20 protein-coding genes are annotated in these 26,564 nt (G+C 54.3%); all 20 read left to right on the forward strand.

From position 1 onward, the window contains the following. Positions 1–23 precede the first annotated feature (23 nt). The 20 genes from NST69_RS14060 (at position 24) to NST69_RS14155 (ending at position 26,546) form a co-directional block, all read left to right on the forward strand. Positions 24–794: an NAD(P)H-dependent oxidoreductase gene (locus NST69_RS14060; RefSeq protein WP_342549669.1), complete on the forward strand. Its 771-nt coding sequence runs from the start codon at positions 24–26 to the stop codon at positions 792–794. Between the two features lie 57 nt (positions 795–851). Beyond that, the gene (locus NST69_RS14065; protein ID WP_209870546.1) at positions 852–1,274 is read left to right on the forward strand and encodes an FMN-binding protein; all 423 of its coding nucleotides are present in this window, start codon (positions 852–854) and stop codon (positions 1,272–1,274) included. Positions 1,275–1,347: 73 nt separating this feature from the next. After that, positions 1,348–2,187: a chromosome condensation regulator gene (locus NST69_RS14070; protein WP_342549672.1), complete on the forward strand. Its 840-nt coding sequence runs from the start codon at positions 1,348–1,350 to the stop codon at positions 2,185–2,187. A 119-nt stretch (positions 2,188–2,306) separates the two neighbouring features. Further along, a complete protein-coding gene (locus tag NST69_RS14075) occupies positions 2,307–4,967 on the forward strand; it encodes a sensor histidine kinase KdpD (protein WP_339314138.1) in 2,661 nt (886 codons plus the stop codon). After that, positions 4,960–5,676, forward strand: coding sequence for a response regulator transcription factor (locus NST69_RS14080; protein WP_036728515.1), 717 nt, complete (start codon positions 4,960–4,962; stop codon positions 5,674–5,676). The genes NST69_RS14075 and NST69_RS14080 overlap by 8 nt, the downstream gene beginning before the upstream one ends. 218 nt (positions 5,677–5,894) lie before the next feature. After that, positions 5,895–6,230: a hypothetical protein gene (locus NST69_RS14085; protein WP_342549673.1), complete on the forward strand. Its 336-nt coding sequence runs from the start codon at positions 5,895–5,897 to the stop codon at positions 6,228–6,230. A gap of 591 nt (positions 6,231–6,821) precedes the next feature. Next, the gene (gene kdpA, locus NST69_RS14090; RefSeq protein WP_342549674.1) at positions 6,822–8,498 is read left to right on the forward strand and encodes a potassium-transporting ATPase subunit KdpA; all 1,677 of its coding nucleotides are present in this window, start codon (positions 6,822–6,824) and stop codon (positions 8,496–8,498) included. Positions 8,499–8,516: 18 nt separating this feature from the next. Next, positions 8,517–10,550, forward strand: a complete 2,034-nt coding sequence (gene kdpB, locus NST69_RS14095; protein ID WP_342549675.1) for a potassium-transporting ATPase subunit KdpB — start codon at positions 8,517–8,519, stop codon at positions 10,548–10,550. Between the two features lie 43 nt (positions 10,551–10,593). Further along, on the forward strand, positions 10,594–11,214 hold the full coding sequence (gene kdpC / locus NST69_RS14100; RefSeq protein ID WP_339314142.1) for a potassium-transporting ATPase subunit KdpC: 621 nt from the start codon (positions 10,594–10,596) through the stop codon (positions 11,212–11,214). Between the two features lie 63 nt (positions 11,215–11,277). Next, a complete protein-coding gene (locus NST69_RS14105) occupies positions 11,278–13,599 on the forward strand; it encodes a universal stress protein (protein WP_342549677.1) in 2,322 nt (773 codons plus the stop codon). A 230-nt stretch (positions 13,600–13,829) separates the two neighbouring features. Continuing rightward, the gene (locus NST69_RS14110; protein ID WP_342549678.1) at positions 13,830–13,994 is read left to right on the forward strand and encodes a hypothetical protein; all 165 of its coding nucleotides are present in this window, start codon (positions 13,830–13,832) and stop codon (positions 13,992–13,994) included. Positions 13,995–14,052: 58 nt separating this feature from the next. Beyond that, positions 14,053–14,328, forward strand: a complete 276-nt coding sequence (locus tag NST69_RS14115) for a hypothetical protein (protein WP_342549679.1) — start codon at positions 14,053–14,055, stop codon at positions 14,326–14,328. A gap of 532 nt (positions 14,329–14,860) precedes the next feature. Beyond that, entirely contained in the window at positions 14,861–15,346 is a 486-nt protein-coding gene (locus tag NST69_RS14120) for a nitroreductase family protein (RefSeq protein WP_036728502.1), read from the forward strand. Between the two features lie 44 nt (positions 15,347–15,390). Continuing rightward, complete coding sequence (locus tag NST69_RS14125) at positions 15,391–17,136, forward strand: ABC transporter ATP-binding protein (protein ID WP_036728499.1); 1,746 nt, start codon at positions 15,391–15,393, stop codon at positions 17,134–17,136. Beyond that, positions 17,120–18,961 (forward strand): ABC transporter ATP-binding protein, encoded by a 1,842-nt coding sequence (locus tag NST69_RS14130; RefSeq protein ID WP_342549681.1) that lies wholly within the window; start codon positions 17,120–17,122, stop codon positions 18,959–18,961. The genes NST69_RS14125 and NST69_RS14130 overlap by 17 nt, the downstream gene beginning before the upstream one ends. A gap of 846 nt (positions 18,962–19,807) precedes the next feature. Continuing rightward, positions 19,808–20,488: a response regulator transcription factor gene (locus NST69_RS14135; protein ID WP_342549682.1), complete on the forward strand. Its 681-nt coding sequence runs from the start codon at positions 19,808–19,810 to the stop codon at positions 20,486–20,488. Beyond that, positions 20,485–22,239 (forward strand): HAMP domain-containing sensor histidine kinase, encoded by a 1,755-nt coding sequence (locus NST69_RS14140; protein ID WP_342549683.1) that lies wholly within the window; start codon positions 20,485–20,487, stop codon positions 22,237–22,239. The genes NST69_RS14135 and NST69_RS14140 overlap by 4 nt, the downstream gene beginning before the upstream one ends. Positions 22,240–22,278: 39 nt before the next feature. After that, positions 22,279–22,803, forward strand: coding sequence for a CDP-diacylglycerol--serine O-phosphatidyltransferase (gene pssA / locus NST69_RS14145; protein ID WP_076075653.1), 525 nt, complete (start codon positions 22,279–22,281; stop codon positions 22,801–22,803). Between the two features lie 6 nt (positions 22,804–22,809). Next, positions 22,810–23,304, forward strand: a complete 495-nt coding sequence (locus NST69_RS14150) for a DedA family protein (RefSeq protein ID WP_036728489.1) — start codon at positions 22,810–22,812, stop codon at positions 23,302–23,304. 125 nt (positions 23,305–23,429) lie between these two features. Further along, complete coding sequence (locus NST69_RS14155; RefSeq protein ID WP_342549685.1) at positions 23,430–26,546, forward strand: GNAT family N-acetyltransferase; 3,117 nt, start codon at positions 23,430–23,432, stop codon at positions 26,544–26,546. Positions 26,547–26,564: the final 18 nt, after the last annotated feature.

The raw sequence follows: 26,564 nt of genomic DNA on the forward strand, positions 1-26,564 counted from the left end.
CATTCTATTCTGGAGGGACTATCATGAAGAAGGTCATCGCAATCATCGGCAATCAGCAGAAGAACAATACGTACAGAGCGGTCCGTGAGTTTGAAGCACAGCTCCGAACCTACGGGGAGATTGAGTTTGAGTATATTTTCCTCAAGGACTATAGGCTGGAGTTCTGCCGGGGCTGCAAAACCTGTTTCAGTAAGGGCGAAGAATATTGTCCGCTCAAAGATGACAGGGATGTGCTGATCGAGAAGCTGGAGCGTGCGGACGGTGTGATTATGGCGACTCCCAATTACGCCTTCCATGTCTCGGCATCGATGAAGAATCTGCTGGACCGGCTGGCGTATGTGTTCCATCGGCCGCAGTTCTTTGGCAAGACGTATACGTCGATCGTCAATCAGGGGATTCACGGCGGGAATGCGATTGTCAAATATCTTAGCAGCATGGGAGAGAATCTGGGTTTCCAGGTTACCCAAGGGTGTGTGCTTAGTACGATGGAGCCAGTTACCCCGGCAGCCGCGCAGAAGAATGCAGTGAGAATCCGCAAGTCTGCGGCCCGCTTCTACAAAGGACTGATGCGTCCGGCACCGCCGGCTCCCACATTGTTCCGCTTGCTGATGTTCCGGCTGTCCCGGACCAGTATTCAGCATATGCTGGATGAGCGGTCGAAGGATTACCGGCATTACCGGGCTAACGGCTGGTTTGAAGCGGCGTATTATTATCCGGTCTCTCTGGGTCCTGTCAAGAGCTTGGCCGGGCATCTGTTCGACAGAATCGGTAAAAGAATGGCTAAACGCGCTTAATGATGAATGAACACAAATATATTCATTCACGACGAGGGGTTTAAGAGGAGGGTCAACATGAAAAAGAAGTGGAAACGCAACCTGCTGCTGGTGTGCCTAACCGTGATTCTCGTGGGACTAATCGGCTCAGGCGCGGCATTGCTGTATACAGAAAAAGAGCGCCGTGAAGCGCGGAATGTAGAGATCGATCAAGTGAACTTCAACAAGCTGCATGCAGGTGAGTATACAGGTGAATATGCTGGCGGAATGTATAAATGGAGGGCGAATAAGGTGCTGGTTACCGTCACAGCGCATAAAGTTACAGCGATCCAGCTCCTGGAGCATGCGGAGAATCAGCCTGCGGCGTCGGCAGATGAATTGTTCGGCAGAGTGATCCAGGCTCAATCGCTTCAGGTAGACAGTATCAGCGGTGCTACGCTAACAAGTAAAGCCTATCTCAAGGCCATCGAGAATGCTCTTCACAAGAGCGTTGAAATGTAACAAATATTTTGCAATACTAGCAATACCATTATGAGATCCTTACGCGAAAAAAAACCAAAGGAGCAACATCCATATGCATACTGATTCATTATCCGCCATCGCGGCGGGATACCGCCATTCTGTTCTGCTCTTGCCGGACGGAACCGCGCGGGCTTGCGGCGAAAATACATACGGGCAATGCGAGGTAAGCGGCTGGCGTAATATAATTGCGGTTGCAGCGGGTAATGCTCATACAGGGAATTCGCATACAGTAGGGCTAAGATCGGATGGAACGGTGATCGCTGCAGGCTGGAATAAGCATAATCAATGCAACGTGGACGATTGGCACGATATCGTTGCGGTTGCGGCAGGCTGGCGGCGTACGGTCGGGCTGAAGACAGACGGAACAGTGGTTGCGGCGGGAAGAAACAACGAGGGTCAATGTGAAGTCAGTGGCTGGTCGGATATCGTTGCGGTTACCGCAGGAGACTGGCACACAGTTGGACTCAAGGCCGATGGTACGGCTATTACGGCGGGGAACAACCGCTATGGGCAGCGGAATGTGAATGGCTGGCAGGAGCTGAAGATGATCTCAGCGGGTTATCTTCATACGGCCGGACTTAGAGTAGACGGTACAGCAGTAGCTACAGGTCTGAACAAGCGCGGACAGGGTGAAGTAGGCGGTTGGCGCAAGATTAAGGCCATCACGGCTGGCAGTCATCATACGGTAGGTCTTCAATGGGATGGTACGGTGACGGCTACAGGCTGGAATGATTACGGGCAATGCGAGGTAAGCGGCTGGACGGATATCGTTGCCATTGCGGCAGGCTGCACCCACACGCTCGGTCTACAGAAGGATGGCACAGTGGTTACGGCGGGGAGTAATGCGTATGGGCAATGTGATACAGCGCTGCTGCAAGGTCGATCATCTTAATGCAATCTTAATGCCACAGCCGAATCCGTAATACTATGCTCATTATGCACATGCTATACTAACGCTACAGTGTACAATGGCTGGCCTATAGATGGGCTTAGAGGGAAGGAAACCTTTAGATGATAGGGGAAAATACAGCGAAGAAGCGGCGCGGAAGGCTGAGGATATTCTTCGGTTATGTACCGGGAGCAGGGAAGACCCGGGCGATGCTGGAGGCTGCCCATACGGAGCAGAAAAACGGCCAACAGGTGCTGGCAGGCTACATTGAAGCCCATGACAGAGCAGATATAGCGGAGCTTATTAACGGATTGGAGCTGTTGCCGCCGCTGGACATTCCTGTAAACGGGACCACCCGGCGGGAATTCGATCTGGACCAGGCGATCCGCAGGAGGCCGGACTTGATTTTACTGGATGAGCTGGCCCACATCAATGCTCCGGGTGTACGCCACAAGCGGCGGGTTCAGGATATGGAGGAGCTGCTGCGCGCGGGAATAGATGTCTACACTACGGTTAGTATAGAACAGCTGGAAAGTATGAGCGATGTTGTAGCATCCACGACCGGAATGGCTGAGCCAGCGCGTATTCCCGACAGTGTGTTCGAGCGTGCGGACCAGATCGAGTTCATTGATATCAGTCCGGACATTTGGCTGAAGCGTCTGCATGAGGGGCGAATCTTTTCCACGGAGCAGCTCCGGCAGGAGGCCGGTGATCTGTACACTCCCCAGAAGCTAATCGCTTTGCGGGAATTGGCTCAACGGTACAGGGCGGATCAATTCAAACGTTATGAGGGCAGGTTAGGGGAACGGGCAGTGGAAGCCAACTTGTACAGCAGAGAACATATCCTGGTCTGCCTGTCGTCGGCAATATCCAACAAGAAGGTCATCCGCACAGCGGCGAGAATGGCCGAAGATTTGCAGGGGGAATTCACTGCTCTCTACGTGGAGACCTCTCGAACGAAAGAGTTAACGGCAAGGAACAAGTCGGAGCTGCGGGAGAATCTGCGGCTGGCCGAACAGCTTAATGCGCAGGTTGCCACTGTCTACGGGGAGGATGTGCCGGCACAGATCGCCGAATATGCCAAAACCAGCCGGGTCTCCAAAATCATCCTGGGCCGGTCGCAGAATCGCAGCCGCTGGTCCGTCGGTTCGGGTTTTGTAGATAAACTGACGGCTGCTGCCCCGAATATCGACATCTATATCATCCCGGATCAAGAGTCTGCCTTGCAATCCAAAATTCCGCAATATGCCAGACCTCCGCTTCTCACCCTGGCTGATACGGGCAAAACCCTGGGGATTCTGCTGGTCTGCACGATCATCGGGTTGTGGTTCAAGGTGCTCGGCTTCAGTGAAGCGAACATTATCACCGTCTATATTCTGGGTGTTCTATTGGATGCGATGGTTACAAAAGGACGGCTGTACAGCGCGGTGACATCGATTTTGAGCGTGCTGGTCTTTAACTATTTTTTCACTGAGCCATATTTCTCGCTTCAGGCCTATGACTCGGGGTATCCGGTGACCTTCCTCGTGATGCTGGCCGCCTCGTTCATCACCAGTACGTTGACGTTGCGGGTGAAAGAGCAGGCCAGAGAATCGGCACAAAAAGCCTACCGCACCGAGGTGCTCCTGGAGACCAGCCGGAAGCTGCAGCAGGCCAAAGACACGCCCGCCATTCTGAGCGAGACCGCGCTGCAAATGCTCAAACTGCTGGACCGGAGCATCATCATCTATGAGGTTGTGGACGATGGGCTCTCGGAGCCGCTGCTGTACAACAAGGATGGAAGTACGATTGACGCTCAAAAGGCTAAGCTGGAAGCGGAACGCGAGGTAGCGGAATGGGTGCTGCGGAACAACAAACGGGCCGGAGCGTCTACCGATACCTTCTCGGCGGCCCATTGTCTGTATCATGCGGTGCGAAGCGGCGATACGGTGTTTGCAGTAGCAGGAATTGTGATGCAGCAGGAAGAGCCGCTGGAGGTGTTCGAGTCAAGTCTGATGATTGCCATGCTAGGCGAATGCGCCCTCGCGCTGGAGAAAGACAAGCTGAATGAGCTGCAAAAAGAAAGCTCCCTGCAAATCCGGCAGGAACAGCTGCGTGCCAATCTGCTGCGCGGAATCTCGCATGATCTGCGTACGCCGCTTACCAGTATTTCCGGTAACGCGGGCATCCTGATCGGCAATTCGGCGGTGCTGAGCGAGGAGCAGAAGCAGGAGCTGTACAACGATATTTATGACGATTCGATCTGGCTGATCAATCTGGTGGAGAATCTGCTGTCGATTACGCGGATTGATAATGGCGCGCTTCATTTGAACTTTCAGGCGGAGCTGCTGGAGGAAGTGATCGCGGAAGCGCTGCTGCATGTGAACCGCAACAAGGAGGATCATGTGATCCGGGTGGTGCTCGAAGAGGAACTGCTGATGGCCCGGATGGATTCACGGCTGATCATTCAGGTGATCATCAACCTGGTGGATAATGCGATTAAGTACAGCGGGTCGGGTTCACATATTACCCTATCCGCCAGACAGGAGAAGGGGCTAGTAGTGGTCGAGGTCGCTGACGATGGGCCGGGGATATCCCCGGAAGCGAAGGCCAAGGTGTTCGAAATGTTCTATACGGCGGACAATGTGCGGGGAGATGGCAGGCGCGGTCTGGGCCTGGGCCTTGCGCTCTGCAAATCAATTATTCATGCCCATGGCGGGCATATTGAAGTACAAGATCATGCACCGCAGGGAACGGTCTTCCGCTTCACCCTGCTGGCAGAGGAGGTGAATGTCCATGAATAAACCCATGATTCTGGTCGTCGAAGACGACAAGCCGATCCGCAAGCTGATTACCACAACTCTGGAGACTCAGGGCTATAAATACCATACCGCAGAGACGGGGGAGGCATCCATCCTGGAGGCCGTATCCAGTCAGCCGGACCTGATGATCCTGGACCTCGGTCTGCCCGATATGGACGGTGTGGATATTATCCGGAAGATCCGGGCGTGGTCGAACCTTCCGATCATCGTGGTCAGTGCCCGCAGCGAGGACCGCGACAAGATCGAAGCGCTGGATGCCGGAGCCGATGATTATCTGACCAAGCCTTTCAGCGTGGAGGAGCTGCTCGCCCGGCTGCGGGTCAGTCTGCGGCGAATCCGGGGGGACAGCGAGAAGCTGATGAAGGATTCGGCCTTTTTTGCGAACGGAAATCTGCGGATTGACTATGCTGCGGGCTGTGTCTGGCTGGACAATGATGAGATCCACCTGACGCCGATTGAGTATAAGCTGCTGTGTCTGCTGGCGAAGAATGTCGGCAAGGTCCTGACCCATAATTATATCCTGCATGAAATCTGGGGCAGTCCTACGTATGATATTCCGGCGCTCCGTGTGTTCATGGCTACGCTCCGCAAGAAGATTGAGCGCAGCCCTTCCCAGCCCAAGGTGATCCAGACCCATATCGGTGTGGGCTACCGGATGCTGCAGGCGGGAGACGACAGCCGAGTGATTTGAAACGGCTTACGGAAGCCGTATAGCGTGTTTCATAGTGTTCCTAACCATGCCTTTGCAGGCATGGTTTTTTGCCGTTCCGGCGGATGATGCGAGAGCAGCTGGAGCAGCGTTCCGGCGGTATTTTAACGTAATCTTAATCTGTAGAACCAAACCCTAATCCTGAACTAATGGCGGGAGTGGTACGCTGAATTCTGAAGTTAACATACTGGAGAGAAGGCATGGAGATGGATGTGTGGATGAGAAATATCGGATGGGTGACGGTGCTGACGGCGCTGCTGGTGCTGATCAAGCGGCATTATGACCGGATCTATCTGCTGCAAGAGTGCACCTATGAGAATAGCGGGGTGTACGCTGCGGCATACCAGTTTGCCTGCGGGGCTTCGGCACGTAAGGTCAGTGAGCTGCTTGTGACCAGCTTCGAATTCGATCGTCAGGAGACGGAAGTGATCCTTGCCTGGGCGCTCCCGCACCGGATGGAGGCGGACGGAGGTTATGGTGCTTTTATCGGGGCGGTCAACAGGGTGCTGGGTGAAGAGATTTACCATTCCTCCTGAAGTCTTAATACAATCTTAATGCGCCTGAGGAAACCCTTACCCTGAACTAATGGGAGAAATGATACGCTAGACCGGAAGTTACAAGAGAGAGATTACCATAAGGTGAGGAGTGGCAAAGACGATGATGGATGTGTATATGACGGCAATGCTGGCAGCGATATTCACGGTATTCTATGCGTTTGTACAATGGTGCAGCCGTGTGACCGATGAGCAAGGGGGGACGGAGTAATGGCGGTTGTCCTCGCAGCTACTGCGCTGCTGTTTCTGTATTTGGGCTATGCTTTGATTCATCCTGAGAAATTCTAAGGTGGGGCTGTTCAAGCTGACTGAGAATCTAAGTTATGGATCATCCGTGCCTGCGGAGAACATTTGACTTCCGGCCGCTGTTGTCTCCAAATTTCTTGATTTGTATCGCTAATTGCGGATGAAATCCGGAGACAAAGGCGGTCGCTTCCGCTCCTACAGTTCCAAATTTCCCCTCCGGCACTCTATCCATAAAGATCAATTCAAAATTCAGCTTGTACAGGAAAGGGTAGGGCAGAAGAAAGACAAAGACTGAAAATGATAGTTATATTAAAAGGAGGGCCATCCGTGGGGATTGTGCAGATTGTAGTCGTCATCTTAATACTGGTACTGCTGGTGAAGCCGGTGGGCACTTATCTATATCATGTATTCTCGAATGAACCGAACCGGACAGACCGGGTATTTGGTACCGCGGAGAAAGGAATTTATCGTCTGATCGGGCTGAAGCAGCGGGGCGGGATGTCCTGGAAGAAATATGCGCTCAGCTTCATCGTAACGAACCTTGTACTGGTGGTATTCAGTTATCTCTTCCTGCGGCTGCAAAATGGGCTTCCGCTCAACCCGGGCGGGATTGGCAATATGGAAGAGACGCTTACCTTCAACACGGTGATCAGCTTCATCACCAATACGAATCTGCAGCATTACAGCGGGGAGACGGGCGTGTCCTACTTCTCACAGATGGCGGTCATGACGATGCTGATGTTCACCTCGGCGGCCAGCGGCTTCTCGGTCGCGGTTGCTTTTGTCAGAGGGATTACAGGCCGCCGCTCGGTGGGGAACTTCTTCGAGGACTTCGTCAAAGCGCATATCCGGATCTTCATTCCGCTGGCACTGCTTGTAACACTGGCGCTTGTAGCGCTTCATGTGCCGCAGACCCTGAAGCCTACGCTGGAAGTCACTACGCTTGAAGGGCAGACCCAGCAGATTGCTATCGGTCCGGTGGCCTCCCTGGAGTCCATTAAGCACATCGGCACGAACGGCGGGGGCTTCTTCGGAGCCAACTCTGCGCATCCTTTTGAGAATCCGGGTCCGCTGAGCAATGTGCTGGAGATCCTCTCCATGTGGCTGCTGCCCGCATCTCTGCCGTATATGTACGGGAAGTTCGCCGGGAACAAGCGGCAGGGTTGGATGATCTTTGGCGCGATGATGACGCTGTTCGTGGTATTGCTCGGAGTGAATTACGCTGCGGAAAGTGCGGGCAACCCGGCGATTAACGCCATGGGGATAGATGCTTCACAGGGCAGTATGGAGGGAAAAGAGGTCCGGTTCGGCATCGCACAGTCGGCGCTGTTCACCACCGTTACAACGGCGGCAACCACCGGCAGTGTGAACAATATGCATGATACGCTGACGCCGCTCGGCAGTATTACCCCGCTGACCCTCATGATGCTGAATAACGTGTTCGGCGGCAAAGGGGTCGGGCTGATCAATATGCTCATGTATGCAATCCTCGGCGTGTTCCTCTGCGGGCTGATGGTGGGCCGGACGCCGGAGTTCCTGGGCCGCAAGATTGAAGCGCGGGAGATGAAGCTGATCGCCATCGCCATTTTGATTCATCCGCTGATTATTCTGGTGCCGACGGCGGGGGCTTTTCTGACAGAGCTCGGTAAAGGCAGTATCAGTAACCCCGGCTTCCACGGAATGACCCAGGTGCTGTATGAATACGTATCGTCTGCGGCCAATAACGGCTCGGGCTTCGAAGGACTGGCGGATAATACTTCCTTCTGGAATATCACCACCGGGGTGGTCATGCTGCTGGGCCGGTATGTCTCGATGATCGCTATGCTGGCGGTTGCCGGTTCCCTGCTGCGCAAGAAGCCGGTGCCGGAGACCATTGGAACCTTCCGCACAGACAACGGCCTGTTCACCGGCATCCTGATCGGTACGGTGCTGATTATCGGCGCGCTGACCTTCCTGCCGGTGATTGTCCTCGGTCCGGTTGCAGAATATTTGACTTTACGGTAGGGAGAGGGAGAGACGAGAATGAGTACTGTACACAGAAAGAAGCTGCTGACGGGTCCCATCCTGCTAAGTGCTGCCAAGGATAGTCTGGTGAAGCTGAACCCGGTGACGCTAATGAAGAATCCGGTCATGTTCGTCGTGGAGGTTGGGACGGTTATCGTATTGCTTATGGTGCTGGCGCCGGGGTATTTCCATGCGGAGCACGCGGTAGGCTTCAATATTACCGTGTTCTTCATCCTGCTGTTTACCGTGCTGTTTGCTAACTTCGCAGAAGCGCTGGCGGAGGGCCGGGGTAAGGCACAAGCCGATTCGCTCAAAAAAACCAAGCAGGACATCACCGCCAATAAGCTGGCGGGATCAGGGGTCAAGCAAGTACCGGCCTCTGAGCTGCGCAAAGGCGATATCGTAGTCGTCAGCCAGGGCGAACTGATTCCCGGCGACGGGGAAGTGACCGAGGGGCTGGCTTCTGTGGACGAATCGGCCATCACCGGGGAGTCGGCTCCGGTCATTAAGGAAGCCGGAGGCGACTTCGGCTCCGTGACCGGCGGTACCCGGGTAGTCAGCGACCAGATCAAGGTGCGGATCACCAGTGATCCGGGAGAATCGTTCCTGGACCGGATGATCTCGCTGGTCGAAGGGGCGAAGCGCCAGAAGACACCGAATGAGATTGCCCTGAACACGCTGCTGATCAGCCTCACGATTATTTTCCTGATTGTCGTAGTCACCCTGCGTCCCATCGCGGATTATATCGGGGTGAAGCTGGAGATTCCGGTCATGATCGCACTGCTCGTCTGCCTGATTCCGACCACCATCGGCGGACTGCTGTCGGCCATCGGGATTGCGGGAATGGACCGGGTGACACAGTTCAACGTCCTGGCGATGTCCGGGAAGGCGGTGGAAGCTGCCGGGGATATCAACACGATGATTCTGGATAAGACGGGGACGATTACCTTCGGCAACCGGATGGCCAGTGAGTTCGTTGCGGTAGGCGAAGCAACTGTAGCCGAGCTTGCAGCCTGGGCGGCGGTCAGCTCGCTGAAGGATGAGACGCCCGAAGGGCGCTCTGTCCTGGAGCTGGCGAAGAAGCTGGAGCTTCAGTATGAGAGCAGCCTCGCGGACGGCGGGGAGTTCATTGAGTTCAAGGCAGAGACCCGGATGAGCGGGATAGATCTGCGGGACGGACGCTCTGTGCGCAAGGGAGCGGTCGACTCCGTGAAGAAGTGGGTGCTGTCGCAAGGCGGTGCCGTACCGGCCGATCTGGACAGCAACTCGGATGCTATCGCCCGGCTGGGCGGCACTCCGCTCGCGGTTGCTGTAGATAACCGGATCTTCGGGCTAATCTATCTGAAGGATACCGTCAAGCCCGGGATGAAGGAGCGCTTCGACGAGCTGCGCAGCATGGGGATCAAGACGATTATGTGTACCGGGGATAACCCGCTGACCGCCGCTACGATTGCCCGTGAAGCCGGGGTCGATGATTTTATAGCTGAGAGTACTCCGGAGGATAAAATTGCGGTGATCCGCCGGGAGCAGAACGAGGGTAAGCTGGTCGCCATGACCGGGGATGGAACGAACGACGCTCCCGCGCTGGCTCAGGCCGATGTCGGGCTGGCGATGAACAGCGGGACAACTGCAGCCAAGGAAGCGGCCAATATGGTCGATCTGGATTCTGATCCGTCCAAGATCATCGAGGTTGTAGCCATCGGGAAGCAGCTCCTTATGACGCGCGGGGCGCTGACCACCTTCAGCATCGCTAACGATATTGCCAAGTATTTTGCGATCATTCCGGCGATGTTCACGCTCGCTATTCCTGAGATGGAAGCCCTGAACATCATGAGTCTAGGGTCCCCAAGCTCCGCTATTATTTCGGCGCTGATCTTCAACGCGATTATCATCCCGCTGCTGATTCCGCTCGCGATGCGCGGGGTCTCCTATAAGCCGATGAGTTCGACCAGACTACTGACGCGCAACATTGTCATCTATGGTCTGGGCGGAGTCGCTGTTCCATTCGCCGGCATTAAGCTGATTGATATGCTCGTCAGTATATGGATCTAGGGGTCCGGCAGACGATTGAATATATAAGGAGGGCGTAATCATCATGACACAATCTACACATGAGACAACCGGAGAGCAGGTCTCCGCTTCACCAGCAGCTTTTGTCTTCACTACAGTGAGGTTAAGCATCGTATTCATTATTCTCTGCGGAATGATCTATCCGCTGGCTTCCACCGCGCTTGCCCAGGTGCTGATGCCTGCCCAGGCGAACGGCAGCCTGCTGAAGGATGCTTCCGGGAAAGTCGTCGGTTCTGCGCTGATCGGGCAGAGCTTCACGAACCAGGCTATGTTCCAGAGCCGTGTATCCAGTATCGGATACAAAGCCGAAGCCTCGGGATCGAATAACTATGGCCCATCGAATCCCGATATGCTGCAGCGCACGAAGGATTCCATTGCCCAGTGGAAGCTGGACAATCCCGGCGTCCCTGTAAGTCAGCTCCCTGTGGATCTGATTACGAATTCCGGATCGGGTCTTGATCCGCATATTTCTCCGGCTGCGGCGCTCGTGCAGGTTCCCCGGATCAGCAAGCTGACCGGCATTCCGGCAGATACCCTTGAAGCGCTGGTGAAAGAGCATACCGAAGGGCGTGATCTGGGGCTTTTCGGAGAGAAACGGGTGAATGTGCTGAAGCTGAATCTGGCGCTGACGGAGATGGCGAAATAAGCTGACTCCGCACAGACTGCTTCCTCTAGTTGTGAGTTGTGAGAATAGAAAGAAGGTGAGTCGGTGGCGCCCTATAAACGCAAGTCTCCTGAGGAGATTCTATATTCTATCTATCAGCTCCAGCGGGGGCGGCTGAAGATCATCATCGGCTCGGTCAGCGGCTCCGGCAAAACCTATCATATGCTGGAGGAAGGCAAGCTGCTGAAGCAACAGGGAATCGATGTGGTGATCAGTGCGGTCTCCACAATGGGCCGGGCGGAGACGGTCCAGCAGCTTGGCGATCTGGAGCGCGTGCCCAGCATTCACTGGCTGAAGGACGGCAAGGAGGAGAAGGATCTGCCGCTTGAGGCGCTGGTGGAGCGTAATCCTGAGGTGCTGCTGGTCGATGGTCTGGCCCACCGCAACCGTCCGGAGGCCCGCTTCCCAACCAGGCTTGCGGACATCCGTTATCTGATGGATCAGGGAATCAGCGTAATCACGACTATTAATGTCTATGAGCTGGCCGGTGTGGGCGAGCAGATCTATGAAATGACCGGCATCCGTGCGGAGTGCACCGTGCCGCTCAATACACTGGAGCTCGCCGATGAGGTTAGGCTGATCGATGTGTCGCCGGAGACGATTCTCAAGCGGCTGGAGGAGGGGGTGCTTGGAGAAGGTGCGCATCCGGCACTATCCCTCAGGGGGAACCTTGGCGTTCTCCGTGAGGTGTCGCTGCGGCTGATGGCCGAAGGGGTCAATGATTCCCTGGAAAAGCATCGCGAGGCCGAAGGACTGATCGGCCCTTCGGGTGCAACAGAGCGGATTCTGGTATCCGCGCAGTATCATTGGAACGGTTCCCTCTATATCAGAAGGGGACAGCAGATTGCCAAACGGCTGAACGGAGACCTGCTAATCGTTACGTTCCTCCTGCGCGGACGTCCCCTGACCAAGGATCAGCAGGTATTCAAGCGCTCCATCCGCAAGCTGACCGAGCGGATTCAGGCCCGGTTCGAGGAGCTGGAGCTGCTGCGTCTGCGGATGCTGCCCGCCATGCTTGTGCGCTATGCCATACAGAACAATGTCACCAGAATTGTGATGGGGCATTCGCAGAAAAGCCGCTGGCAGGAGAAGTGGCAAGGCTCCATTGCCAGCCGTGTCCTGCGGCGGACGCGGAATATTGATGTGTTCCTGATGGCTGACCGTGCCGAGCAGGAGGGAGAACGGGTTCTGCCGGTCCGTCCCGCCGTGAAGATGGCGGCAGAACCGTTCCACCGGCTGACCGGCCGGGAGCTGGAGCGGCGGATCGAGGACATTCGCCGGGGCACCTTCAAGGTGTATATCGGCGCAGCCCCCGGCGTAGGCAAAACCTACAAAATGCTCCAGGAAGGCAATCTGCTGCTGGGCAGGGGCATCGATGTGGTCATCGGGCTGCTGGAGACCCATGGGAGAGAGGAAACCGGCAAGCAGGTGGGCAAGTTAACGATGATTCCTAGAGCGCGGATTGCCTACCAGTCCACCGAGCTTACGGAGATGGATACAGCGGCCATTATCGCCCGCCGTCCCGAGGTGGTGCTGGTGGATGAGCTGGCCCACACCAATGTCCCCGGCAGCCTCACCAAGAAGCGGTATGAGGATGTGATCAAGCTGCTGGAGAACGGGATCTCTGTCATTACCACGGTTAATGTACAGCATTTGGAGAGCCTGAACGATGCTGTGGAGCAGTTAACCGGTGTGCGTGTGCGCGAGACGGTGCCGGATGCCATCCTGCGGATGGCGAGTGAGGTGGAGCTGATTGATGTGACTCCGCAGATGCTACAGCAGCGGATGCGGGAAGGGAAGATCTATGCGCAGGAGAAGGTCAATCAGGCGCTGGAGTCTTTTTTCAGAATTGGCAATCTGATCGCGCTGCGTGAACTGGCCCTGCGCGAGATTGCCGATGATGTGGATGAGCGGCTGGAGGCCTGGGAGCGTGAGCCTGCCTTACGCGGACCCTGGAGCAGACGGGAAGTGATCTTCGTCTGTGTAGACACAGGACCGCAGGCTGAACGGCTGGTCCGCCGCGGCTTCCGCATTGCACACCGCCTGAAGGCGGAGTGGCATGTTCACTACGTGCACTGTGCCCGCATGAAGACGGCGGAGGAGCAGAAGCGGCTGGATACGCTGAGGGCTCTGACCGAGCGGCTGGGCGGGGTAATGGACATTACGGAGGCAGGAAGCCGCAAGCATCTCTATAAGCATCTGCTCCAGCGGATGAATGATATGCAGACTACGCAGGTAATCATCGGCCAGTCCCGCAGACCCTTTCTGCGCAGCCTGTTCTCAATGAGCTTCGTTCAATATCTGCTGCGGCATGCCCGGCATATGGATATGCTGATCGTGGCCGTTCATACGCAGATAATGGAATGAAGCGGCTCTGCGGCATAGGAGTGGTACGGATAATGTACAATTTACACGGGTTTGTTCAGTAATTGACATCCTTGGCACCATTGGCAATTGCGCTAGTAGAGTCCCCGCTGCTAACCTAATGAACAGATGTTCATTTAACAAGCCCACAGAATATTGCGTTTGGCTTCCAGGTAAACGGCGGGACGCGTGAGGAAGACGGGCGCGTAATTGTTATTAGCGGTGGCGGCAAGATGGTGCTGGGCAGTCTGGAGGGTGAGGTTCCGTTCAAGACGGAGCTTGCAGAAGCCTTCCATAAGACGAAGTATAAGCTGGATTATTCGCAGGATATTAACGCCTGGCTCCCTAAGTCACATTGTTTCAATTATCCCGGTGATGTCGGTCATTTATCTCTATGATTTTGATTTGACAAAAGCAAGCAAAGACTCCGCCCGCTGGAAACAGGCGGTTGCCGTAATGGATGAAGGGTTCCGCGTGCTCTCCACGCTTGGCCTACCCGTTAACCCCGCCTCCCTGGTTAACGGGGCGAAGAAGCACCCGGCACTGCTCGCCCAAGGGTTCAGATTGTTACAAAAGCTGCCCTTCATGAAGCTGATTGATGGCTCATTCAGCGAGATTGCGGCGCTCTATCAAGCCTTTGAACCTCTGATGCAGCAAGCCCGTCTGTCCACACCAGCCTGGGATGACTTCAAGCAGCAGACGATGCGGAAATATGCCCTGGAGCAGGCCTAGGATGAACGAGTGCACGGAGTACAGATGAACATATGAACAGATCAACTCCTCCAAAAGAACAGCTCAGGAAGCTCCGCTAAGGCGGAGTTTGCTGGGCTGTTTTTGCTAATTAAGTAAATCACTATGGTTTTCTTATGTGGATGCTAAAAACCACATGCAATGTGCAGGTACGAGGGCGCCCGGGCCCAATGTATGCTAAAAACCACACACAATATGCTGGTACGAGGGCGCCGGGCCCAATGTATGCTAAAAACCACACACAATATGCTGGTACGAGGGCGCCCGGGCCCAATGTATGCCGAAAACCACACACAATGTGTCGGCCTGAAGTTGTGTGAGCATGCTGCTGCCCAAAAGGAGCAAATGAGCGGCAGCCAGTGCAGCAACATTTTCCCATGAATTCGCCAGATGCCGCTATCAACATAACATACATAATGTTCCATTCTAGTTATAAAGCCTTGTAATTTAACGTGTTAAAGAGATATGCTTATTACCATGTGGATACAAATACAACAGAAGGAGTGGACTACCTATGACTATTATCGATACTATTCAAACGAGAAGAACGATTAAAGCCTTCCGGCCAGACCCGATTAAGGAGGAGGAGCTGAATACTTGGCTGGAGGCTGCCAGCTATGCTCCGAACCACCGGATGAATGAGCCGTGGGAGCTGTTGTTCATTGGACCGCAGACCCGTGCAGCGCTGAACCATAAGACAGATTTTGGCGGTGCTCCCGTGCTGATTGGAGTCTTATCCAAATCTGCCGCTACCACAATGGAACGTGAAGAGAACATCATGGCCGTGTCCTGCTATATCCAGAATTTCATGCTGGCAGCCCATGAGGCAGGAGCTGGTGTGTTCTGGTCATCACTCGGCGGTACAGCCAAGGGCCGCGAGGTGCTAGGTGTTCCTCAAGAACAGGATGTTATTGCGGTGCTTGCCGTAGGGTATCCTTCGGAAGTGCCTGCTGCCAAACAGCGAACACCAATGACTGATAAAATCACATATTTACCCTAAACGGACGAACAGATGCAACAACTGATGAGATGAAGGTGAACTGAATGTGGAAGCTCAGGGGCTTCATGAAGCCGTACGCCCTCTGGAGCGTGCTTGCCCCGCTGTTAATGGTAGTTGAAGTAGTGATGGACCTGCTGCAGCCTGCACTTATGGCCAGCATTGTGGATAAAGGCCTGATGAAGAATGATTTATCGCATATCCTTTCAACAGGCGGAATGATGATTGGAATCGCTATCATCGGGATGACTGGGGGTGTGGGCTGTGCGATATGTGCAAGTATCGCCTCACAGAATTTCGGGAATGATCTGCGAATCAAGCTGTTTGAGCATATCCAGACCTTCTCGAACCGCAATCTGGATCGGCTGAAGACCGGCTCGCTGATCACCCGGCTGACGAACGATGTCGTGCAGCTCCAGACCTTCGTGCAGATGATTCTGCGGAGCTTCGTGCGGTCACCGCTGCTGCTGATCGGCAGTCTGGTCATGGCGGTCCGGATCAGCCCGTCCTTGGCGCTAATCCTGCTGGCTGCGGTTCCGCTGCTGTTCATCCTGCTGTTTGTGCTGATCCGGCTTTCTTTTCCGTTATTTGCCCGGATGCAGGAGAAGCTGGATGGGGTGAGCAATGTACTGCAGGAGAATCTCACCGGCATTCGTGTAATCAAAGCCTTCGTCCGTGGAGACCATGAGCAGAAGCGCTTCGATACCGCAAATACCGGCTATACGGATACCGGAATCCGGGCGATCCGTCTGATGGCGCTGAATATGCCGCTTATGATGCTGATTCTGAATGCCAGCATTATTGCCGTGCTCTGGTTCGGGGGCCTACAGAACTGGAACGGGGCGCTGCCCGTTGGTGAACTAATTGCCTTCATTAACTATGTTACTCAATTGCTCATGTCGATGATGATGCTGAGCACGATGCTTGCCTTCGTATCACGGGCTAAGGTGTCGGGGGACCGTGTGAATGAAGTTTTCGCCGCCACAAGTGAAATTACCGAAGCGCCTGCGGCGGACCAAGCAGCCATTACGCTCGGACGGATTGAGTTCAGCAAGGTCTCCTTCGCCTATAACCGCGGGGATGAAAATCTTGTGCTGGAGGACATCAGCTTTGCAGCCAGCCCCGGGGAGACGATCGCTATTCTGGGGGCTACCGGAGCAGGGAAGTCTACCCTGGTTAGTCTGATTCCAAGATTCTATGAGGTCTTGTCCGGTGCCGTTCTGATCGACGGAACAGACATCCGGGAGATTAGCCTGGAGCATCTGCGGAGCCGGATCGGCTTCGTAATGCAGCAGTCCCTGCTGTTCAGCGGCAGTATCAGGGATAATATCCGTTACGGACGGCCGGAAGCAACAGATGAAGAAGTGGAGCAGGCGGCTGTGGCCGCAGAAGCACATGGATTCATTACAGCTATGCCGCAAGGCTACGACACGCAGCTCGGACAACGCGGGGTGAACCTGTCAGGCGGACAAAAGCAGCGTCTGTCCATTGCACGCGCGCTGTTAATTAAGCCGGCCATTCTGATCCTGGATGACAGCACCAGCGCTCTGGATGCGGTTACCGAAGCAAGCATCCGCCTGCTGCTGAAGACGGAGCTTCAGGACTCTACTGTCGTTATGATTGCCCAGCGTGTGTCTTCCATTATAGATGCCGACCGGATTCTGATTCTGGAGAACGGCCGGATCGCCGCACAGGGTACGCATACCGAGCTGATGGCAGGCAGCGAGATCTACCGGGACATCCGTCACTCCCAGTTGAAGGAAGAGGAGGAGCCCTATGTCCAGTCAACGTAAAAGGGAGCAGGCTCCCGGCGGACCTGGAGTGTTAGGCGGCGGGCCTCCCGGCCGTGTTGGCGTAACACCCAAGGTACGTCCGAAGAATAGCAAGGCAACGATCCTCCGCATCTGGTCCTATCTGAACCGTCAGCGGACAGGGCTGATTATGGTCTATGTATTCACGATTCTGAATGCTGTCCTCGCCCTGATCGGACCCTACCTGCTAGGAAAAGCCATTGATACCGCGATCCTCCCGCAGGATTATAGTCTGCTGGTCCGGTTCTGTCTCCTTCTGGGCGGCATTTATCTGCTGGGCAGCGCCGTCTCGTGGGTCCAGGCTTATGTGATGACCTCCGTCTCCCAGCGCACGGTGTACGAGCTGCGGCGGGATCTGTTCGCCAAATACCAGGAGCTGCCGGTCAGCTTCTTCGATACCCATGCTAACGGTGAGCTGATGAGCCGTGCAACCAATGACATTGACAACGTCTCCAACTCGCTGAATCAGAGTGTAACCCAGCTGCTGAACAGTCTGATTACACTTAGCGGCTCTCTGGTCATTATGCTGATGCTGAATGTGCCGTTGACTGGAGTTGCTCTGGTAACCATTCCGCTGGTCGTGCTGGCGAGCCGCCGGATTACCGGCTTAAGCCGGATCTACTTCAAGGATCAGCAGCAGCATCTGGGTGAGCTGAACGGCTTCATTGAAGAAGCGGTCAGCGGCCAGAAGGTGATTAAGCAATACCGCAGAGAACAGGCGGAGGTCACCAGATTCCGCCGAATAAGCGGGGAGCTTAACCAAGCTAGCATTAAGGCGCAGATCGTATCCGGCCTGGTAGGACCAGTAATGAACCTGATTAACAATCTGAACTTCGCGCTGATTGCCGGAATTGGCGGCTGGATGGCTTATCATGAGCTGGTTACCGTGGGGGTCATCGTCAGTATGCTGAATTATGCCAAGCAGTTCGGCCGCCCCATCTCCGACCTTGCGAACCAATATAATCTGATCCAATCGGCAATCGCCGGAGCGGAGCGCGTATTTGAAGTGATGGATATGTCCTCCGAGTACAGCGGGGAGCAGCCGCAGGAGCTGGATCGGATTCGCGGGGAAGTTGTTTTCCGGGATGTAGTGTTCGGCTATAAGCCGGGCGCGCCTATTCTGAACGGTGTAAGCTTCACCGCACAGCCAGGCGAGACGATCGCCCTGGTCGGGCCGACCGGAGCGGGGAAGACGACCATTGTCAACCTGCTGACGCGCTTCTATGAAGTGAGCGGCGGTGAGGTGCTGATCGACGGCAGGGATATCCGGGAGCTGGGTAAAAACGGGCTGCGCCGCCAGCTCGGCATGGTGCTGCAGGACGCCCATGTCTTCTCGGGGACCATCCGTGAGAATATCCGGTTCGGCCGTCTGGAGGCCACGGACCGTGAAGTGGAAGAGGCGGCCAATCTAGCCAACGTCAGCGGCTTCATAGCGCGAATGCCGCAGGGGTACGACACGCTGCTGGGCACGGACGGGACCACCTTGAGCCACGGCCAGCGCCAGCTGTTGACCATTGCCCGCGCCATCCTGGCCGATCCGGCCATCCTCATTCTGGATGAGGCAACGAGCAGTGTGGATACCCGGACAGAGATGCATATTCAGCAGGCTATGCGGACACTGATGAAGGGCCGCACCAGCTTCGTGATCGCCCACCGGCTCAGCACCATTCAGGATGCTGACCGGATTCTGGTCATCCAAGGCGGACAGATCGCCGAGCAAGGTAACCACAGCCAGCTCCTTGCGCTGCAAGGGATATATGCCGAGCTGTATAACAGCCAGTTTAAGCAAGCCTTTGAAGCCGGGTAACCAAGGCGGCGAATGCCGAATATTGTATCTTAAAGTTATAATTACAGGAAAACAGCGATCCTCCTTTTATAAGAGAATTGCTGTTTTTCGTTTTTTGCTTCAGCCGCTATTGAATTTGTGACCGTTCATGTTATCGCGTTCTTTCAAATGTTCATATTATTGGTTACAAAGTGCAACAATGCACCATATCCAGCTAGGCGCAGATAGAATTCCTGCACAGAATACAACAATGCGCATGACCCAGCACCGCGCTGATGGAATTCCTGCGCTAATTACAACAATCTGCGCTCCTCAGCTGTGAATCTAACCGAATTCCTGCAATAAATACAACAATGTGCATGATCTGAGCTCAAACGAACAGAGTTCCTGCAAAAAGTACAACATTTATATTCAGTGAAGTGTTCAGTAGGCGTTCAGTGGGGCGTTCAGTGGGGCGTTCATTGAGGCGTTCAGTGCGGCTATTTCTTTTTCAGATTTGTGTTGCATGAGAACACTAATCTTTTTCAGTATGTTTTAAGTGCACTCGCACCTTACACTCAAACAGCGGAGCGGGCGGAACGATTGTGAAAAAGCGAAGCGTTCGCCTTTGTGTCCGGATTTTCACCGCAAAGGGGAATGAAAAAAATCTGGACACAACAGCGATTGTAACAACGTTCCGTTTGCGCAGCGTTCACCCAAGCTAAGACGTATATCATACTCGAAACCAAGGGCCTTCCATGTAACTCCAACATGCTTTTCAGAACACACTTTCCACTTAATTTTCAGCCAATTTCACAACAGGACACATAAAGGACATAACACTCGACTATGCTGAGAGGTATAAACGGGTTGAAAGCAGGGAGTACATTGAAGAAAAAGTTACTGCTTGTCGAAGACGAGCTGCGTATCCGTGAGCTGGTGTCGGATTACTTCATACAGGACGGCTGGGAGGTGCGCGAAGCCGATAATGGGCAGGACGCGCTCCTGTGGTTCGATTCGCTTGAGCCGGATCTGCTGATTCTGGATATTATGATGCCCAAAATGGACGGATTTCAGGTATGCCGGGAGATCCGCAAGAAATCGGCGACCCCGATCATTCTGCTGACCGCCAAATCCGCCGATGACGACAAAATACACGGCTTCGAGCTGGGAGCCGATGATTATGTAACCAAACCATTCAGTCCCAAGGTGCTGGTGGCCCGGGCTGCCGCGTTGATGAAACGGGTTGAAGGCGCACATCAGCCAGAATCCGGGGTAGTGAGATTCGGCTCGGCCATCTTCAACGCCATGGCGCACCGTCTAGAGGTGGAAGGCGCCGATGTCGAGCTAACCCCGAAGGAATATGATCTCCTGTGGCTGCTGATCCGCAACAAGGGCCATGTGGTCTCGCGGGATACCATCCTCAGCCGGGTGTGGGGAATTGAATTCGAGGGGGACTCCCGGGTCGTGGACAGCCATATCAAGAAACTGCGCAGCAAGCTGGGGTATGAATCCCGCCACATCCGCACAGTCATTGGAACCGGCTATAGATTCGAGGATGAAGAATGAAAAGATGGGGAATTACCTTCAAGCTGTTCGTGATGACCGTGATCTTCTTCGTCTGTTTCTACGGGATGGTAATCCTCAGCCAGTTCCTGCTGTTCGACCGCTTCTACCAGACGCAGAAGGAGTCCCGTGTAGAGAAGCATCTTAAGAGCTTCGGGACAAGCTACACCAAAGAAGCCTGGGGCAGAACCCGCACTTCCCGCGAGCTGGTCCGGTTCATGCTGCGCAATAAGACACAGATGGTCATTCTGAAGCTGGACGGGCGGATGAAGTCGGAAGATCCGTTCCGCATGAAGCTGATTGACGATAAAGGCCAGACTCAGGTGATCCCCATGTCCCTGTTCATGAATCAGTTCGGGGATATGCTCCGGTCGGCCCATTTGAAAGAGAATGATCGGGTTACCATCCAGGGAGAGCTTGTCACTGGGGAGAATGACCTCGGCAATCAGTTTTTCCCGCTCACGATTATCAAACAGGGGTTCCAGCCGGTAGGCGAGGAGGCGGAGCTGGGCAACACAAGCATTACCGGGACGATTACCGAGCTGGTCCTGCCGGATCTGAAAATATGGAACCCGCGCCAGGGCATCCTTTTCGAGGCCATCGAGGACTGGTTCCCGTTAAATACGGGGCAGCTGGAGAGCCTAGGCAAGCTGAATATGGTCAAGGAAGAGTGGACGGCTCCCTGGAGCGGTATCCGCAATTCCGTGATGATTCTGCCCGTGAAGCAGGCCAGCGGGGAGATTGAGCTGTTGTTCTCAGTGACCTCGCTGCAGGATGTTAAGGATTCCAATGAAGCGCTGCGCTGGTTCTTTTTATACTTAGGGCTTGGCGGGTTCGTGCTGATTCTGGTCCTCTCGCTGTTCTATTCCAAGATGGTGACCCGGCCCTTGATCAAGCTCAATAATACGGCCAAACGAATGGTAGCGCTCGATTTCACCGGCCATGCCTCCATCCGCCAGAAGGATGAGCTGGGCAATCTGTCCAGAAGCATGTTCACCTTGTCCCAAAGTCTGGACACTGCACTGGGCGAGCTCCGGGAGACGAATCAGCAGCTGGTGGAGGAGATGGAGCAGAAGAAGAAGCTGGAGCAGATGCAGCAGGACTTTTTTGCCAGTGCCTCCCATGAGCTGAAGACGCCGCTTAGCATTATCAAGGGCTTCGCCGAGGGTCTGGAGGATGGGGTGAGCGCCGGCAAGCAGGATCATTACATCAAGGTCATTATCGAAGAGGCCGACAAGATGGAGTTCCTGGTAAAAGATATGCTGGACCTGGCCCGGCTGGAGTCCGGCACGATCAAGCTGCGCAAAAGCTCCTTCATGCTGAGCGAAATGACGGAGAAGGTGACCGATAAACTGGTGCATTCCCTCCAGAATAAGCAGCTGGATGTGGTCATTATTCCGGCGAATGAATTGCCCGTATATGCGGATGCTACATGGATTGAACAGGTGCTCAGCAATCTGCTGACCAACGCAATCCGTCATGCGGAAGAGGGCAGTACGATAACCGTCACCTTGGAGAGTTCACCCAAGAAGCTGCTGTTCACCATACACAACAAAGGGGAGCGAATCCCCGAGGATCAGCTGGCGCATATCTGGGAGCGGTTCTACCGGATCGAGGCTTCACGCAGCCGTCTGACGGGCGGGACCGGACTCGGATTATCCATTGCGAAGCAGATTTTAGATATGCATGGCTGCCGGTATGCAGTGATAAACACCTCGGACGGCGTCTGTTTTAGTGTAACCTTTGGAGGCTGAGCCGCCCATTACTAACTTGTCAGGAAAGGAGTGAACAGCATGAAATGGAGCTGGCTGCCTTCAATGTGCACACTGGGAAACCTGGGCTTCGGATCAATTTCCCTGCTATTCACGATTGAAGAACGTTATGATCTTGCTTTATTAATGATACTGCTGGCTGCGATATGCGATGTTATGGACGGACTGCTCGCCCGGATGCTGCATTGCACCAGTGATTTCGGCAAACAACTGGACTCTTTGGCGGATATTATTTCTTTTGGCATCGCTCCCGCCTTCCTAATTCTGTTATACCGGCTGGAGAACGTGCAGTGGGTCGGACCTGTCGCTGCGGTCGCATTCCTGATCTGCGGGGCGCTGCGGCTGGCCAGATTCAATATCTCGGCTCCTTCCAAGGGCTTCGTGGGCATGCCGATTACGGCAGCCGGATTGCTTCTGTCGATGACCACACTTATAGGTGAGCGGTTGAAGCCGGAAATGGTCATTTTAATTATGGGACTGTTGTCTATACTGATGATAAGCAGGGTTCCGTTCCCTTCGTTCAAAAAATTCGGTAACAGGAAGTGATTGTTCATGCCATGGGTCATCGAGATGATCTCACAATACGGTTATATAGCTATATTCGCGCTGCTGGCGCTGGGGCTTGTCGGACTTCCCGTTCCCGATGAGCTGCTGACGCTGTTCGTTGGCTATCTATCCTCTACCATGGTGCTGGATTTTTCACTTTCGGTTCTGGTCTGTTTCATAGGTTCGATTACAGGCATGCTGATCAGCTATACCATCGGTCTCCGAGTGGGGCAGCCTGTCGTGGACCGGTACGGGAAATGGGTAGGCCTGACGCCCAAAAGGTTCGCCTATGTCAAACGCTGGTTTTTCCGGTTCGGCAACTGGACGATATTCATCGCTTATTTTGTTCCGGGCATCCGGCATGTGACAAGCTACATCTCCGGCATCAGTGCCATGTCCTTCCGAAAATACTTAATGGTCACCCTGGCTGGTGCCTTTATCTGGTCACTCCTGTTTGTCTCGATCGGTTATCTGATCGGTTCGAGGCTAACCTTTGCTTGAGTTAAGTAATAATCTTTTATAATCAAACAGGAACTTACAGCGGCTTAACGTTCTGTTATATACTGCAAGTAGTATTTATTGCTATGAAGCTAGGAATTATAGCGATCCGAGGAGGTATGACTGTAATGCCCGAATTACAAGAGATCGAGATTGAAGAATATGTGCCGGCTAAGCATGCCGCTTCCATTGCCGAGATGTGGAACAGAAGCGCAGAGAGCTGGGGCGGAGACGGCGCGTACCGGACAGAGGAAAGTGTGCTGCGGGAACACGAGAACAGCCCCATGCTCAAGTTGTTCCTGGCGGTAAGCGGCTCAGAGGTCATCGGATACTGCAGCTTCTCTCACTATAAAGAGGATACCGGGGCGCTCTATATCGCTCTGCTCAACGTGAGACCGGATTACCATGGACGCAAGGTGGGCAAGGCGCTGGTAAGGCGTTCGATTGAAGAGACGATTAAGCTGGGCTGGCCGCGGCTGGATCTCTATACGTGGCCCGGTAATGTCAAGGCGGTGCCTACGTATAAGAAAAGTGGGTTCTTCTGGGAGAACCGGGATGACACGACTCATCTGATGAACTTCATTCCCTCGGTGCTCCAGACTGGAGCGGTGAAGTCTTATTTCGAGAAGATAGACTGGTATAACGACAGCATCCGTGAGATCAAGGTGGAGCCTGATGGTCATGGGGAAAACGGCTTCGACTATTTTACATATGAATGGCTGAAGGATGGCCTGTCGCTGAAAATGGAATATGAGCGGACAGGTCGCGGCCTGCGCCTCATTGAGACGGAGGATTACCGGATACAGGTAACGATTCCTGCGCAGCATGAGCTGCCGTTTGGAGCGGAATACCCTGTCATTTATGAAGCCGTTAATAAAAGCGGGAAGCCCTTGTCGCTCCAGATTAGCGGTAAAAGCAATGCGCAAATCCGCTTGGAGCTGGAAGCTGCTCAGGATATCGAATCCGAGGCGCGGATCGAAGGCCGCTTCTTCATCCATCCGGTGGAGGAGGAGCAGGATCTCTATCAGACCCATCCTGTGGTGGAGGCAGAACTGCTCATTAACGGCCTGCCTGCCGTATTCAAGCTGGGCATTAAGCCAAAGTTCCCGGTCAAGGTGAAGCTCCAGGTACCGGACAGAACGCTTTTCGCGGGCGAAGAGGTGGAGCTGGATGTGACGGTGGAGAATGAGTACAGCAAGGACACCGTGTTCAGCTTCGAGCTGCCGGAGGACGAGATTCTGTCGTTCAGTCAAAAGCATTACACCGTTGAGGTTCCTGCCAAGAGCCGGAGGACCGTTACCGCAGCGGCCCGGCTGCTTGGGTACGGAATTTGGCACCATTCGGTGAGCATCCGCAGTACAGAAGAAGGAGCGGATTCAGCTATACTGGAGCAGGAGCTGAGCCTGGTCTTCACCGGAGCAGAGACGGTCTTCGGCGGCCCGACCGATAAGGACTGGATCATCAGCAATGGCCGCTACTCCGCCGTTCTGAACAAAACGAACCATTGGCTTACTTTTTTTGAGAACCGTAAATACCTCATGAACCTGCCTTATCCGAAGCTTGGACTGCCTTATACGAATGAATTCAAAAAATTCTCAGCGCTGGATGTGAAGATCTCCAGGGATCAAGAGGCTATCGTGCTTGAGGCCACTTATGAGGTCGGCATCCGGAAGGGCTTGCTGCTGACGATGGTTGTGAAGCTGTTCAGCAACGGTATAGTCTCCCGTTATTTCAGAATCGACAACCCGCAGGCTACCGTTCAGGAGGAAGAACTGTTCCTGAGGGACAGCTTCCGCTTCAACCTGCATGGAGGCGTCATCCCTTACCGCGGCCAATATATAGATCTGAGCGCAGGGGTTGAAGCCTCCGGCATGGATTACTGGGAAGCGCAGGAATTCACGGAGAACTGGATGTTCGCTGCGGATGAAGGCTTCTCCAGAGGGATTAGCTGGCCGTCAGAGCTTAAGCTGATTCAGGACTCGTGGATGCATGCTGTGGAGCATTCTCTGGGACGGATTCCCGCCGGCGGGCAGAAGGAAACGCAGCCGCTGCGGATCGCTCTGGGAACCTGGGACCATTGGCAGGATTTCCGTGCTTATGCGCTGCAAAGCGGTAACAGCAATGCTGAGGAACTGACCACTACAGAGCAGCTGGAGCTGAGCCTGAATAATGGGAATCCGTTCATAAGCGGAGAGACTAAGCTTCTCCTTCAGGAGCAGAAGAAGAGCTATCTGGTGGGTGAGATTCGGATCTCTTCCGAAGCAGGCAGCATGGAGGAAGCGCGGTTAACGGTTCAAGAGGAAGAGAAGCTCAGAGAAGCGGCTCTGCCGCTGACAGTACCGGCAGGCGCTGCCCCGGATGTGCTGACCCTGCATCTGGATATGGACAGTTATGTGCAGGATCAATCCTTCCTGGTCTTGCCTGTCGCGGATGAACGTGTCCGGCAGGAGAGACTTGTAGCAGAAGGGGCGCAGGTACTGGCTGTAGACAACGGGATACTGCGGATACAGGCCAGCCCTGACTTTGCACCAGGATTATTCTCGCTTGCCTATCAGGGCGAGGAATGGCTGGAATCTTCTTTTCCGCAGCCTATAGCGAAATCCTGGTGGAATCCTTGGGTGGGCGGAATCGTAACCAGTGTGGGCGACATTGCCTTGCGCAGCTTCATGGAGGAGCCGTTAACGGATGATTTCGCCGAACTGAACGATAATAAGGGGAACCGCTGGTCGGGTATCCGGATGAGCGTCACCATTCAGAAGAATGATAAATACAAAGGACTCGTACTGCATCAATATTACATGCTGCTGCCAGGCGTTCCGGTGCTTGCCTCTACGGTACATGTGGAGCAGAATACAGGCGGCCCGCTATGCCCATTGAAGCTTGAGACTTCAACCTTCTATACTGCCGCCTCAGGCATACAGGATGGAAGAGGATATCTGAAGAACAGCAAGGGTCAAGAGCTGGTATATAAGGCAGGGAGAATACAGTCAGGAGCTAAAAGTTCAAATGGGCTTCTGCAACTGGGTTCTGAGGAGCGGAAGCAACGCTTGACGTTAATTGCAGCACCTGATTCCTCACCTTCTCTTATGGTTAATGCTGTTGCAATATTATCGTATGCGGAAGAGTACCTGCATCTGCAGGATGGCAAAGAGCAGTTCAGCAAGCCGCAATTCTATCTGATCTCGGATCTCCAGGTACCTGAGCAGGCCTATGGCGATCTGCTGTCGATCCGGTTCAAGAAGTGAGTCAGAGAAAGGAAGCTT

It is taken from the genome of Paenibacillus sp. FSL P2-0089, assembly GCF_038595095.1.
Taxonomy (GTDB): domain Bacteria; phylum Bacillota; class Bacilli; order Paenibacillales; family Paenibacillaceae; genus Paenibacillus_AQ; species Paenibacillus_AQ silagei.

What these genes read in the sequence shown, in the direction of transcription:
- NST69_RS14070 (WP_342549672.1), top strand. Translation starts at nt 1,348, where the DNA reads ATGCATACTGATTCATTATCCGCCATCGCGGCGGGATACCGCCATTCT.
- NST69_RS14140 (WP_342549683.1), top strand. Translation starts at nt 20,485, where the DNA reads ATGAAAAGATGGGGAATTACCTTCAAGCTGTTCGTGATGACCGTGATC.
- NST69_RS14120 (WP_036728502.1), top strand. Translation starts at nt 14,861, where the DNA reads ATGACTATTATCGATACTATTCAAACGAGAAGAACGATTAAAGCCTTC.
- NST69_RS14130 (WP_342549681.1), top strand. Translation starts at nt 17,120, where the DNA reads ATGTCCAGTCAACGTAAAAGGGAGCAGGCTCCCGGCGGACCTGGAGTG.
- NST69_RS14155 (WP_342549685.1), top strand. Translation starts at nt 23,430, where the DNA reads ATGCCCGAATTACAAGAGATCGAGATTGAAGAATATGTGCCGGCTAAG.
- NST69_RS14125 (WP_036728499.1), top strand. Translation starts at nt 15,391, where the DNA reads ATGTGGAAGCTCAGGGGCTTCATGAAGCCGTACGCCCTCTGGAGCGTG.
- NST69_RS14115 (WP_342549679.1), top strand. Translation starts at nt 14,053, where the DNA reads ATGGATGAAGGGTTCCGCGTGCTCTCCACGCTTGGCCTACCCGTTAAC.
- NST69_RS14065 (WP_209870546.1), top strand. Translation starts at nt 852, where the DNA reads ATGAAAAAGAAGTGGAAACGCAACCTGCTGCTGGTGTGCCTAACCGTG.
- pssA (WP_076075653.1), top strand. Translation starts at nt 22,279, where the DNA reads ATGAAATGGAGCTGGCTGCCTTCAATGTGCACACTGGGAAACCTGGGC.
- kdpB (WP_342549675.1), top strand. Translation starts at nt 8,517, where the DNA reads ATGAGTACTGTACACAGAAAGAAGCTGCTGACGGGTCCCATCCTGCTA.
- NST69_RS14080 (WP_036728515.1), top strand. Translation starts at nt 4,960, where the DNA reads ATGAATAAACCCATGATTCTGGTCGTCGAAGACGACAAGCCGATCCGC.
- NST69_RS14110 (WP_342549678.1), top strand. Translation starts at nt 13,830, where the DNA reads ATGGTGCTGGGCAGTCTGGAGGGTGAGGTTCCGTTCAAGACGGAGCTT.
- NST69_RS14150 (WP_036728489.1), top strand. Translation starts at nt 22,810, where the DNA reads ATGCCATGGGTCATCGAGATGATCTCACAATACGGTTATATAGCTATA.
- NST69_RS14085 (WP_342549673.1), top strand. Translation starts at nt 5,895, where the DNA reads ATGGAGATGGATGTGTGGATGAGAAATATCGGATGGGTGACGGTGCTG.
- NST69_RS14075 (WP_339314138.1), top strand. Translation starts at nt 2,307, where the DNA reads ATGATAGGGGAAAATACAGCGAAGAAGCGGCGCGGAAGGCTGAGGATA.
- kdpC (WP_339314142.1), top strand. Translation starts at nt 10,594, where the DNA reads ATGACACAATCTACACATGAGACAACCGGAGAGCAGGTCTCCGCTTCA.
- NST69_RS14060 (WP_342549669.1), top strand. Translation starts at nt 24, where the DNA reads ATGAAGAAGGTCATCGCAATCATCGGCAATCAGCAGAAGAACAATACG.